The following is a 12,406-nucleotide window of genomic DNA, read 5'->3' on the forward strand; positions in this document are numbered from 1 at the left end:
TTCAGTATTTTCGTAAGGGAAGATCCATAATAGAACATACAACGTACAAACCAAAATCAGCACATGAAATATCAGTTGAGATAAATCCCAACCAGTATGGTTTACAAGAGAATTCAAATATCATATGACAATAAACTATACTGTAAATTTGTCTGTTGATCATGAATAGAATTTGCGAGTAACCAACCACCGATTTGACAGCATCCAATTTGCCGTTTTTCATTTATTTATGACAAAGGTATACATAAGCACATGGTCATAAGATCGTTTGAGTATCCGCACCCATACATAACCACCCTGATAAGGACAAAGCTGTGGGCGCAGGTCCTGTTAGGGTTGTTCTTAGGGTTGATTGTAGGGACGATTCTAGGGCCCGAGATGGGTCTTGTCGAGAAGGAAGTAATGGAGGTAATAACAGAATGGCTTTCCATTCCCGCTCACTTATTTCTCAAAATCATACAGATGATAATAGTACCACTCATCTTTGCTTCGGTAATACGTGGCATTACATCAGCTGGCGATATGAAGAGGCTCCAGACTCTTGGAATTGGTGTGATGGTGTATTTTGTTGTAACCACCATCGTGGCACTGGTAATAGGAATACTAATAGTTTCGGCCATATCCCCAGGTAGCTTTGTTGACAGTGACATGATAAAGAAAAGCTTTGGTATCGAGGACGAAGTGAACACCGTGGAGGATGCGGATCTTGGCATACGCGATATCCCCCGCGGGATTGTAGATATTGTGCCAAGCAACCCATTAATGGCATTCATGTCGGGTGAGATGTTAAGCATAATCGTATTTGCACTGATAATCGGTATCTCGATGATCTCCCTTCCGGAGAAGAGCTCTCAACCGATCATGGCCCTTCTTGAGTCGGTGCAAAAGATAACCATGAAGGTGGTTTCATGGGCCATGCGCCTTGCACCGTTTGCAGCCTTTGGTCTCATGGCAGACATCACAGCAAAGGTAGGACTATCATCTCTTGCAGGACTCGGAGCATACATGATCACCGTTGTAGTAGGGCTCTTTTTGTTAATGCTAGTGTACATTATAATCATCAAGGTGTTCACAAAAAGACCACTTCTTCAGATGCTGGCCTTAATGAAGAGCTCCCAACTGCTTGCATTCTCCACGTCTAGTTCTGCTGCAGTAATGCCGCTCTCGATCAAGACTGCCGAGGAGCAGATGAGGGTAAAGCCAGAGGTAGCCCAGTTTGTTATTCCTCTTGGGGCCACAATAAACATGAATGGAACTGCACTATATCAGATAGTGGCAGTATTCTTTCTTGCCCAACTCTTCAACATCGATCTTGGCGTAACCACGATACTGCTGATAACGCTTACTGCACTAGCAGCATCTATAGGTGCACCCTCTGCCCCAGGTACTGGAATAGTGATACTTTCCACCATATTGATTGCAGCTGGCGTGCCCGCTATTGGAATCGTGATTCTTCTAGGAGTTGACAGAATACTTGACATGACGCGTACTGTCATAAACGTTACAGGCGATCTTACAGCATGTTTGTTCTTTGATCAGAGGATAAAGTCAAGTGAGGTAGACGCTGACAAGCCAGCCGATGTACAAAGTAAATAATCTGTGTTCAGTAGGCTACACTGTTCAATATGCGGTTGATTTATGGTTTTTTGTTTGTAAAGAATTTAGAATACCCTTAAAGATTGAACAGTGTAGAATTTCATACTTTTGTTTGTCCTCAAAGTAAAAACCATGCGTAGCCAACTTTCAGTCAATAATTCTTGGCGTGTAAACGAATTACTGTGAATTGAAAGTAAATGAGTCATAAATGTACCTATTTTCTTGTTGAGTACAAAACAGAGAACAGATAATTACAATTTCAGAGTCAAATCTGGCAGACGTAACCAAAAGAGAATATGAATATCGATTAAAACAATTCTTCAAAGATTCTATCATCCAATCCTATGAAGAGTTAATCAAAGCACCATTAAATGAATTAGAAAATATTTTAGTTGATTACAGTAAATTCCTACTTCAGAAAATCAACAAGAGTAAATTATCTCCAAACACTATGCCCAAAATGTTCAAACCAATCAAGTATGTTTTAGGAATCAATTACAGAGAAAATGATGTTAGATGATGAATCATTTGTAATTTTGGTTTAGTAAAATTATAGTTTACCCATGTAAAAGATGGGAAATAGTGTGTTAATTCTATTTGTCTGATTTAGGAGAGTCTTCTATCTTTGGCTCTTCTTTTTTGTCATCGTTACCGACTACAGTTGTTAGGTTTGTTTCTTTATTTTCCATATCTATATAGAAATTAATAACCAATATATATATTGGTATTCAAATTTAGATTTTTTAAAAAAATATATAGAAATTCAGGCGTGAAATCAAAAAATTACACCGGTATATATCTATGATAGGTGCGTTATAACCATGTTCGAAAAAATAATTAAAAAATTGAAATTTGGTTCTTGTAAAACCGAAGTAGATGATGTAAATGCATTCAAAGAATCCGAAAAGAAGTCAGAGGATTCAACTAAATGAAATATAATTGTAAAGATTGCAGTTTTAATTGGGAAGGAACTCTGTATACGTTTGATAAAGTACGCGAACACGAAAAAACTCATTTAGAAAGTAACAAATTCTCAAGAATCAAGTAATGATTAAAGAATTAAAGGAAATCTGGTATTCAATAATAAAATTTTAGCGATGATGGAAAAATATTTTGAAAAATAATAAATCAAATATCACTAAAGATGACGAATTCAATATATCGTTATCAATAGAAGATATTGATAAAATCGATGAAGAAATTAAAAATATTGAAAATAATGTCAAAACAACTCCTTATAAATCAAATATGATTGAATCTGAGAAAGAACCATTGATTGAAGAACAAAGAAATCATAATGTCATTAATGGTGTTATCTTACTTAACACATGTGTAACATGTAATGATAAATTCAAACCTCTAAACAGCATGATTAATGAAACAACATGTAATTCATGTTTATAGAAAAATAGATTCGTTAGAAAAATATTAGATCTGAATATTTTGAACTACAAACAATTGCACGTAGCTGAGTAGTTAATTCAGTCCTTCTTTGCAGATGTGCAAACTCACACCACTACGCTATTGGTATTACGTCAATTTCGCTTAAAGAGTTTGCTCAATTAGGTTCTGTGAAGTTATAGAGACCTAGATACGGATCTTCTCTAAATTGAATGTTTGAAATGATATGATCAGGATTTTTTACTGCTTACAAACTTGACTAGTTTTTCTTAATCTATTCTACCTTGTTTTTGCATTAATATTGAATCAGGATTTTTTCTTGATACAATTTAATATTGGAATCTGGTGGTTGATTTAGGAATTGTCTATGATTGGATAAAGGAATTAATTCTAATAATGACTGGATAAAAAATAGTCATGTCTTTTGAAGCAATTTTATTTATAGCTGTCTTGGTTATTGCCTCAAAACTTGGAGGTGAATTACTTCATAGGATAGGTCAACCCACAATTCTTGGAAATGTCCTTGCAGGAATAATTGTGGGTCCTGCGTTTTTGGCTCTTGTTCATCCTATTGAAGCGATAGAACTTTTTGTTTCGATAGGTGTTTTCTTTTTGTTTTTCCTAATTGGTCTTGAAGAGATTGATATTGCTGGATTATTCAAAGTGATGAGGGGAAAAATATTTGCAGGTTCTGCTGTTGCATTTTTAATACCTTTTTTGGTTGCAGGTCTTTTTGGATTGGCAATTGATATGGATTTCATACAATCATTTGCTATTGCAAGTGTAATTGCAGCGTCAAGTCTTGGTGTAACAGCTAAAGTACTAAGTGAACTTGGAAAACTAAAATCTACAATTGGTCTTGAAATTTTTACAGTAACTGCGATTGTTGAATTTATTGCAATTATTTTTGTTAGTGTGTTTATTCAGATCGACACAAGCTCTGATTTTCCAGAAATTACTGAAATGGTTTGGTTATTTGCTAAGATGCTGATCTTTTTTGCCATTGCTGGACTTGCGTCTGTGTTTGTCTTACCTCGTTTTTTCAGACTACTCAAAAAACATCTTCATGCTCAAGAGGCTTATTTTGCAGTAGTTATTGGAATGATTTTACTTGTAGCCTATTTTGCTGAAATAAGTGGAATTCATGGTGCAATTGGCGCTCTGCTTTTGGGAATCGCAGTTTCTAGAATGAATAGAGAGGAATATCATGAAATCTCAAAAAATATCAGCGTAATCGGATATGGAATTTTTATTCCAATATTTTTTGCAGGAATTGGATTACATTTCAGTCTTGCATTCTTGGAATTAGAATGGTGGATAATTGCAGTTTTTATTAGCATCATGACTGGTGTGAAGTTTTTGAGTTCATATATTGCAGTACGTATAGCCAAAATGAAACCTGCAACAACTGTTGCATATGGTGTAATGTCAAAAGGTGCAGTTGATTTGGCATTAATGTTATCTTTATTGCAAGCAAACATTATGGATGAGAAACTATTTTCACTTTTAGTTTTAGGTACGCTTATGACTATGATCATATCTAGTGTTGAACTTCAACGCAAATTAAAAAAAATAATCCATGTGAAAGTTGGAACTTCAGAACTTGGACTTGTTCCGATATTTTTTAGAAGAGTAGTTTCGGACACTCAAGCTATGGCAGTAATCAATACATCGTTTTCTAAAACAAAACCTGATATTACAATTAAGGACTTTTCTAAAACAAATGATGCCAAAAAACCTTTTCTTGTTTTTGATAATGAAGATAATTTAATAGGAATTGTATCTAAAAAAGAAATAGACAAATCTCATAAAAACACCCGAGACCACACCACTATTGCTGATGTAATGTATAGGAAATTTCACACAACACTACCTGGTGATTATCTGTTTACAGTAATTCAAAAAATGAACTCCCATCCATTTGATATGATTCCAGTTGTAGATCCAAATGACTCTCGCAAAGTAGTTGGAATTGTAACAAGTGAGGCACTGATGAATTTATTAACTGAAACAAAAAAATCATAGTTTTATTCATTATGTTTAATATTTGAATACAAAATATCTATGAGCTGTTCTCTTCTAAACGGATTGAGTTTTTAGGAATCGTTTAGATTGGACATTACTCTTTCAAGATCTTGTTTTTCATATCGAAGGCTTCTTACAGTTGTATTGTCTTGAATTAGAGTTAAGACAAACGCTTGCATCATTTTTTTATTTTTATCTGATAAATTTGATTCTATAACCGTATCACTCAAAATTTTTGATTGTAGAGCAAGTTTCCCTGTATCTATGTTTTTTCCATCATTACTTCCTGACAAAATCTGATTAGTTAACTCTGTTTTAATATCGATTAAAATTGTTTGAAGTGAATTTGCTTTATCTGACATGTTTTGCTCATCCAATACTAGTTAATTAAGATGCAATCTGTCTTGGAGATTTTGTTACTGAATGTAATGTCTTTTAGTGAGTTTTGAATTACATTGATTAGGTTACTTACGTCAGTACAAATAGAGGTACAGATACAAAGAACTATGTCGTTATTTTGTAAACAATGCAATAATCGACGGCTACCAAAATGGATAAAATCTGAAAATAGAACAGACTGGCTTTGTGAGACTTGTAAAAATTTTGTTAATGCCGAAAACGTCATCATTCGTCAATCTGAATAACATTTTATGCTTATCACATTTTATAAAAAGGAGAAATAGTAGAACAATCACAATCAATCGTGTCCAACCAGCTGTACTGTGAAGTATGTCACAAGTTAAAATTTCCAAGATTTGCTAAACAAAGCAAATGTGAATGCAAAAACAATATCTGATAATCCAATACATTACTCTCAAAGTTCTCTGTTTTACCAGTAATTATCAATAATCTATTTTTTTGATTCTTACCGAGCTCCCCTTTGTTTCTAAATAGTGACCTATGAAATTAGTCATCTGTTCTCCAATTTTATATCCTAATGCACCTTGCATCATACCTGATTTTTCAATATGGTCTGCCATCTCCTTGCTAATCTGAATGTTAAAGAAGGTCCACCCAAATTTTGTAAATGGGTTTTCAATTACATATCCGTTTTTCATATTGCACTCAGTTTCTAAATCTTCCAACGCTTTACTTACAATTAGAATTTCTTTCTCATAGCTTCTTGTGCTGATCTGAAACAAAGGGTTCATAGATTCTTTGGTGTATTCTTGATATTTTAGTTAGTTTCACTCGTAGGAATAGTCTCGCGTGTTGATTTTTTTTCGTATTTTGTATAGAATTTTACTCTATGCTGATGATGAATTAGAAATTTTATTGACGTTATGGATGATTCACAATGTGAGCACTATTGGACTCCTAATGGGTCTTATTTTTGCATTCATTGTGGAATAGACATTAATAAAAAAATAAAAATTCCTTTAAAAAATTGAATTCTTGATAAGGATCTGTTATTTCTTTTTAAAACAGACATCGTTTAATCTTATGATCTTTACAAATCAGATCGGGTATGGGAAATCATGACTTCTGTTATAATAGTTGACGACAATGAAGATATTGTATCTTCCATGTCTGATCTTTTAGCATTTCACAAGATAGATGTTATAGGTACTGGTTCCAATGGATTGGAATGTGTGGAACTTTATGATGTCCTTCATCCTGATGTAGTTTTACTTGATCTACAAATGCCTGAATATGATGGATTGTATGCATTAAGAAAAATCCGAGAAAAATACGCCACTGCCATTGTTTTGATTGTTACTGGTGGATTTCCTCAATCCATGAATGATGAGTTGGAATCACTAAACCCAACAAAAATTATTTTCAAGCCTGTTGATGTAAATACTTTAATTGAAACAATCTTAGATACTTCTAATAGTACATTGCCTTTCAAAATAAAATACACCTTCAAAGAAGATCCTACATCATATACTTGTATTCTCACATATGATCAATACAAGAATTTTAAAAAATTGCCCATCATTCAAGATTGTGAAATAATCAAAAAAGATGAAAAAAATATCGTGGCATACAAAAACGAGATGCAGCTTGCCTTGAATCTTGCAGCAAAAAACGATGTTTCACACATTCAAAGATTATCTGAACTGCTCTGATTATTTTCTAGATCTTTTGGGGTTTTTTTCGTAGAATCGCTCTACATTTGAATTCCATTCTTTGGTTTCTACCAAACGCGAACGAGCGTGAGGTCTTTTGCCATTGTTTGACAGAATTTCACTATTGTTTTCATAAAACTTGTCTGTTTCATTAATTATTACATCCAAAAACTCTGATGCACCTTTGACCTCGTCTCCTTTCGGTTCTTTGTGGTTCGTTATTGATTTTGCAAGTGTTTCAATTTTTGCAATCTTTATTCTATATTCACTGAGAACTCTGTGTTCAAAAGAAATCATTTCATTTTTTAGTGATTTTACTAGTGTATGTTCATTTCGATTATGAAATTTTGCAATAATTTGAGTCTAGCCATACATTGACTTGTCAATTGTTTCCTCAGGTGTACTGTTTTGTGCAGAAAAACCACTAAAATTTGAACGAAGTATCTTCTGAATGTGGCCTGATACTCTTGCAACATTGTCCCATGCATTATGAAATGAAATTCTGTCTAGTACTTGTTCATCAACATGTGAAAATATTGCCAAACCCATTATGTTTTCACCCTCTTTCATCCATTGATGACCTACTCCACAAATTGTACATATGTCACTAATCTCCATCACTGCTTTTGAAAACGCCTGATTTTTCATCACAAGTAATTTTGAATCCTGTGGTGGAAATCTCATGTTTACATTAATGTGTATTCTGTCTTCTCTGTTTGCATTTTTACTGACAATCACGTTAGCTCCTACGTGAAATTGCCATTCGATAATCTTGCTTTTCTCTCTGATCTTCTCTGTCTGATCTTCATAATTGATATTGGTAATTTTTATAAAATCTTCTACTAGACTCTTCATCTGTTCTGATGTTTTAATCATGATTTTATTTTCTATTTGTCCAATATATGCAGTTATAGAAAAAAGGAGTTAATGGCTGTGTCCACAACCACAGGAATCATGACCTTCATGTCCTTGGGATTCTTTTCCTGCACATCTGGAACATTTATCTGATCCCATTGGAGAAAAGAAACTAATTCCACATGATACACATTTCATGTTTGACATACTCTTTCTAAAAAAATGCGATATTTAATGAATACGTATTACTTGGGCTGACAAAATAATAGTTTCAACGATTGTCTCATTTGTTTGTTATATATGAAAACACAAAATTCCAAATCAAAGATTAATAGATAATTAAAAAAGTAACTTTAAACTATTCTATGATGTGAAATTTCAATTTTCTGCCAATGATAAAGAATGGCATCAAACTCTACTCAACGCCTTTGAAAATATTTTGAACATGAAAATACAGCCAGTATTAGTTTATGACCGAAAACATTTTGCAAATTATGTATACAAAAACAATATTCGACCTACTGCCGTTTGGGCAGAATGCATAAAGGAATGTGGTACTATTTGGCTGAATCCCCACTTGGCAGCAGAACCCAAGGTTGAAACTGTAAACACATTATATCATGAATGTTTACACATAAAATATCCAAAAAAGACTGAACGTGAAATAAGACGGTTAGCTGATAAAATAATTCCTGTAACAAAATCTATCACTTCGAAAAAACCCAAATTTGATATTACACATGCACATTAAATGCTAATTGGTTTTACCGATATTTTTTCTATTAAAAATTATATAAAATAATCCACCAGCAACTATTATTCCTAATCCTGCAAGCATAACTTCCATTTCGAATTGAATTGCCATGTAAACAGTAACTCCAAATCCAAATAGGGGCAGAATTGGAAATTTTCCTATATTAATTGGAACTCTAAATGTTCTTTCCAATGTAGGTTCGGTATATCGTAGTACAATCACAGATAAATTTATCATTGCAAATGTTATCACCACTGCAAAAACTGTAATGTTAGCTACGATAACAATGTCTCCAATTATTGTAAATGCTGCTGACGTGATCAAAATTCCAATAACTGCTATCCAAGGTGTTTTTGTCTTTGAATGAATCTTACTTAACGATAAATGAAGTGATTTGTTATGTGCCATTCCATACAATATCCTAGATCCTGCTACCAATGTGATGAGAACTGTACTGGCAGTTGCAAATAATGCAATTGCAGATAGTAGTATACTGCCTTCAACACCTAATGATTTTTCAGCTACTGTTGCTAGAGGTGCTGCTGATTGTCCTAACTCTTCCCAGTTTATGATGCGAACAACAGACAGTGAAACTAGGATGTAGATGATACCTGTAATTAAAACAGATAGAATGATTGCACGAGGCAGTGTTTTTTTCGGTTTTTTTACTTCTTCTGCAACGTTTGCCATGTCTTCAAATCCAATAAATGCAAAAAAGATCAAAACAAACGCAAGAACAATTCCTATAGTCCCATTAGGCATCTCAAAATAATCGATAGATTCTGTGGTTTCAAATGTCATCCCTAAAAATATTATCAGAATCAAGCCTCCAGCAGTAATAATTGCAAAAATTGTATTTGCCCATGCAGACTCTTTTATTCCAATAAAATTCACAATTGATAAAACTCCAATTAACAAAATGGCAGAAACTGTTATTGGCAAATCAATAAACTGTGCAAAATATCCACCAAATCCTAAAGATACTGTGGCGGCTGTAATCATTGAAGTTATTGCAGTTAGCCATCCTATGATAAAAGCAAGAAAATTATTTTTGAATGCATGTTTTACAAAAGTATATTCTGCTGCTGCCTTTGGAAATAACGCAGTAAGTTCAGCATAACTGAGTCCTGCAAACATTGCAACTATTGTTCCAAGCAAAAAAGAAATCCATACTGAATTCCCTGCAAATGCAGTAGCCTCTCCAATTAGCACATAGATCCCAGCACCAAGTATCAATCCAACCCCATACATGGTGATGTGGAAGAGTCCCATGTGACGTTTTAATTCTGACATCTCTGATATTTTGTCATTATAAGATAATAGTCAAGTTGTAATTACTGATGTTGACAATAACAATTGAATTTATTTATCATAAAATCTATTCTATAAATTTAAATCCATTTTCAATTATCTTACATGATTTTCACAATTGATATTCTGGATGACTCTCATATATCCAATATGACATATTGTACTTGTAATGGATAACGCAAAAACTATCACTATTGCCGATGTTATGACCAAATCTGTAATTTCTATAGATGCATCAATGACTGTGAATGAATCTGCCAAGATGATGGAAGATGCAAAAGTTGGTGCCATTATAGTCATGGAACACAACTCTCCTGTTGGGATTGTTACTGAAAGAGATTTTGCCGTAAAAGTGGCTGCACATGCGTATCCGATCACTTCTCCTGTAAAACAAATAATGTCTTCCCCACTGTTTTCAATAAACTCCAATGAAACAGTAAGAACTGCAGCAGATTTAATGCATGATAGAAAGATAAGAAAACTACCCGTTATTGACGATGACCATGTGATTGGAATAATCACTGCAACTGATATTGTGAATTTGCTTGCAGTTTGCGTAGAAGATGATATGCGTGATATGTATTTTCATTCAGTGGCCAAAATTTATGCAAATACTAGTCCCTATAATTAGAAATGTCAATGGTAATTCCAATTATAGTGCTAATAACAATACCCGTTTTTCTTGGAATTGCATATGTTACACCGTTTGATCAACCTGAAGAAATTGATTCACAAGTAATTTCTGAAGACCCTGACGTAAGTATTTTGTATTTTATCTTAATGGTTACTTGGGCTATTTTTTTACTGAGAATTTTATTGAAGATCAAAAAAGGAACTTTTAAGGTCACTCAGAGGTACTAGTGTGAACACCGCTCCTTATTGGAATAAAAAAATCTGTTCTGATTGTAAGAGAATACATTGCCATAAAGGATGCCTGTGTGATTGTCACCAACTAAGAGATCGAACAGATTAATCTATTTGGGAACTTCTTTTTCCATTCTTAAAATAATTTGATCACAAATTCTTCGCATTTCTGAATCAGAACCTACACTGGCAATTTTCACAATATCTGTAGTTGTCACTATGCCGATAATTTTATCATTATCTTTAACTGGTAGTTTGTGGATTCCTTTCTCTTTCATCGTTTCTGAAGCTTCCCATACTGTTTCACCTGGTTCAATTGTAATTAATGGCGACGACATCACTTCATATATTTCGGTAAACAATGGCCTTCCTTCGGCCGCTATTTTTGTTACAAAATCCCTCTCAGTGACAATTCCTATTGGTTTAGAATTATCCATTACAACGACACATCCAATGTTTGACTCCTTCATCTGCTGTGCAGCTTCTTGTAATGTTGTTGACTTTTCAACCGTTAATGCATTTTTGCTCATTATGTCCTTTACAAATGTGCTATTCACAAACTGTATGATTTTTTCAATGATATTAGATAAATCCCAAATTATCATCGCTGAAAATCAATCAAGATAATCATTGTAGCCTTTAAACTTCAAAATGAATTACATTGGCTCATGGTAATCACAACTAAAAAAATCCTTGTTCCTTTGGATGGTTCCAACAACTCTATCCGTGGTCTAGATATGGCCATTCATATTGCAAGACAATCTCATGGAACAATCACTGCGTTAGCCGTGAAATCTGTGCCTGGAATATATGCTCTTCATCCTCTTGGGTTTTTAGATTTTAACTCAATGACTGAAATAAAAAAATTACTTGATGAAGCAAAACTACGTGCAGCAAAAAGAGGAATCCAGTTAACTGGAAAGACTATTGCTGGAGATCCTGGATATGATATTGCAAGATTTGCAAATAATCCTAAAAATAGAATTGATTTGGTTGTTATTGGCGCACGAGGAAGAAGTCCTGCAAAAGAATTCATCTTGGGTAGTGTTTCAAATTATGTTGTACACAAATCTAAAAAACCTGTTTTAGTTGTAAAATGAGTAATCTTGATTCCTATAAGAAAATCCTTGTTCCTTTGGATGGTTCCAAATATTCTGAAAAAGCGTTAGAACGTGCACCTGATTTAGTTAGTGCTTTTGGCTCAAAAATTATTTTATTGTATGTAATAGAAAAGCCTCTACCAATCAATTTTTTAGATCGTAAAGAATATCTTGAAATTCTTCAAAAGTTTGGAACTAGAACTCTGGATAAAGCAAATAAGACACTTTTACAAAAAGGAATCACTGCAAAAATATTGCTGAAAAAAGGAAATATCGTCTCTGAAATTGAGAAGGTTGCAAAAAATGAAAAATGTGATTTGATAATTGTTGGTAGCAAAGGACTAGGTACTGTTACTCGATTTTTACTAGGCAGTGTTTCAAATAAGCTTGCTCAGTATTCTCCATGTTCATTATTAATTGTAAAATAA

Annotated in this window: 16 protein-coding genes; 9 read left to right on the plus strand and 7 right to left on the minus strand. The window is 33.6% G+C overall.

All coding sequences use genetic code 11. The features are described 5' to 3' along the window. Positions 1–252: 252 nt before the first annotated feature. The 3 genes from WDZ98_RS01160 (at position 253) to WDZ98_RS01170 (ending at position 5,022) form a co-directional block, all read left to right on the plus strand. Positions 253–1,596, plus strand: coding sequence for a dicarboxylate/amino acid:cation symporter (locus WDZ98_RS01160; RefSeq protein ID WP_368058406.1), 1,344 nt, complete (start codon positions 253–255; stop codon positions 1,594–1,596). Positions 1,597–2,709: 1,113 nt separating this feature from the next. Next, positions 2,710–3,000 (plus strand): hypothetical protein, encoded by a 291-nt coding sequence (locus WDZ98_RS01165; RefSeq protein WP_368058404.1) that lies wholly within the window; start codon positions 2,710–2,712, stop codon positions 2,998–3,000. Between the two features lie 414 nt (positions 3,001–3,414). Then, positions 3,415–5,022 carry a cation:proton antiporter gene (locus tag WDZ98_RS01170; protein WP_368058402.1) on the plus strand — a complete coding sequence of 536 codons (1,608 nt, stop codon included), beginning with the start codon at positions 3,415–3,417 and terminating at the stop codon, positions 5,020–5,022. Between the two features lie 71 nt (positions 5,023–5,093). Here WDZ98_RS01170 and WDZ98_RS01175 read toward each other — a convergent pair whose 3' ends face one another. Both WDZ98_RS01175 and WDZ98_RS01180 read right to left on the minus strand, forming a co-directional pair. Further along, complete coding sequence (locus tag WDZ98_RS01175) at positions 5,094–5,384, minus strand: hypothetical protein (RefSeq protein WP_368058400.1); 291 nt, start codon at positions 5,382–5,384, stop codon at positions 5,094–5,096. Between the two features lie 480 nt (positions 5,385–5,864). Next, positions 5,865–6,173, minus strand: coding sequence for a hypothetical protein (locus tag WDZ98_RS01180; RefSeq protein WP_368058398.1), 309 nt, complete (start codon positions 6,171–6,173; stop codon positions 5,865–5,867). A 327-nt stretch (positions 6,174–6,500) separates the two neighbouring features. Between WDZ98_RS01180 and WDZ98_RS01185 the strand changes: the two genes are divergently transcribed. Then, entirely contained in the window at positions 6,501–7,094 is a 594-nt protein-coding gene (locus WDZ98_RS01185) for a response regulator (RefSeq protein WP_368058396.1), read from the plus strand. Here WDZ98_RS01185 and WDZ98_RS01190 read toward each other — a convergent pair whose 3' ends face one another. The 3 genes from WDZ98_RS01190 to WDZ98_RS01200 form a co-directional block, all read right to left on the minus strand. After that, positions 7,095–7,391, minus strand: coding sequence for a hypothetical protein (locus WDZ98_RS01190; RefSeq protein ID WP_368058394.1), 297 nt, complete (start codon positions 7,389–7,391; stop codon positions 7,095–7,097). A gap of 66 nt (positions 7,392–7,457) precedes the next feature. Beyond that, positions 7,458–7,970, minus strand: a complete 513-nt coding sequence (locus WDZ98_RS01195; RefSeq protein WP_368058392.1) for a hypothetical protein — start codon at positions 7,968–7,970, stop codon at positions 7,458–7,460. Positions 7,971–8,018: 48 nt separating this feature from the next. After that, on the minus strand, positions 8,019–8,156 hold the full coding sequence (locus tag WDZ98_RS01200; RefSeq protein ID WP_179372614.1) for a hypothetical protein: 138 nt from the start codon (positions 8,154–8,156) through the stop codon (positions 8,019–8,021). Between the two features lie 163 nt (positions 8,157–8,319). On the opposite strand from WDZ98_RS01200, the gene WDZ98_RS01205 reads away from it, so the two are divergent. Further along, on the plus strand, positions 8,320–8,700 hold the full coding sequence (locus WDZ98_RS01205) for a hypothetical protein (RefSeq protein ID WP_368058390.1): 381 nt from the start codon (positions 8,320–8,322) through the stop codon (positions 8,698–8,700). Between the two features lie 3 nt (positions 8,701–8,703). On the opposite strand, the gene WDZ98_RS01210 is transcribed toward WDZ98_RS01205, so the two are convergent. Continuing rightward, entirely contained in the window at positions 8,704–9,996 is a 1,293-nt protein-coding gene (locus WDZ98_RS01210) for an APC family permease (protein ID WP_368058388.1), read from the minus strand. Positions 9,997–10,183: 187 nt separating this feature from the next. On the opposite strand from WDZ98_RS01210, the gene WDZ98_RS01215 reads away from it, so the two are divergent. Next, positions 10,184–10,645: a cyclic nucleotide-binding/CBS domain-containing protein gene (locus WDZ98_RS01215; protein ID WP_368058386.1), complete on the plus strand. Its 462-nt coding sequence runs from the start codon at positions 10,184–10,186 to the stop codon at positions 10,643–10,645. A gap of 2 nt (positions 10,646–10,647) precedes the next feature. Beyond that, the gene (locus WDZ98_RS01220) at positions 10,648–10,875 is read left to right on the plus strand and encodes a hypothetical protein (protein WP_368060899.1); all 228 of its coding nucleotides are present in this window, start codon (positions 10,648–10,650) and stop codon (positions 10,873–10,875) included. A 113-nt stretch (positions 10,876–10,988) separates the two neighbouring features. Here WDZ98_RS01220 and WDZ98_RS01225 read toward each other — a convergent pair whose 3' ends face one another. Then, positions 10,989–11,435, minus strand: a complete 447-nt coding sequence (locus WDZ98_RS01225) for a cyclic nucleotide-binding/CBS domain-containing protein (RefSeq protein ID WP_368058382.1) — start codon at positions 11,433–11,435, stop codon at positions 10,989–10,991. 111 nt (positions 11,436–11,546) lie between these two features. On the opposite strand from WDZ98_RS01225, the gene WDZ98_RS01230 reads away from it, so the two are divergent. Together WDZ98_RS01230 and WDZ98_RS01235 are read left to right on the plus strand one after the other, a co-directional pair. Then, positions 11,547–11,978 carry a universal stress protein gene (locus tag WDZ98_RS01230; protein ID WP_368058380.1) on the plus strand — a complete coding sequence of 144 codons (432 nt, stop codon included), beginning with the start codon at positions 11,547–11,549 and terminating at the stop codon, positions 11,976–11,978. Then, positions 11,975–12,406, plus strand: a complete 432-nt coding sequence (locus WDZ98_RS01235) for a universal stress protein (RefSeq protein WP_368058378.1) — start codon at positions 11,975–11,977, stop codon at positions 12,404–12,406. Before WDZ98_RS01230 ends, WDZ98_RS01235 begins: the two co-directional genes overlap by 4 nt.

It is taken from the genome of Candidatus Nitrosopumilus sp. (genome assembly GCF_040878665.1).
In the GTDB taxonomy this organism is placed as follows: domain Archaea; phylum Thermoproteota; class Nitrososphaeria; order Nitrososphaerales; family Nitrosopumilaceae; genus Nitrosopumilus.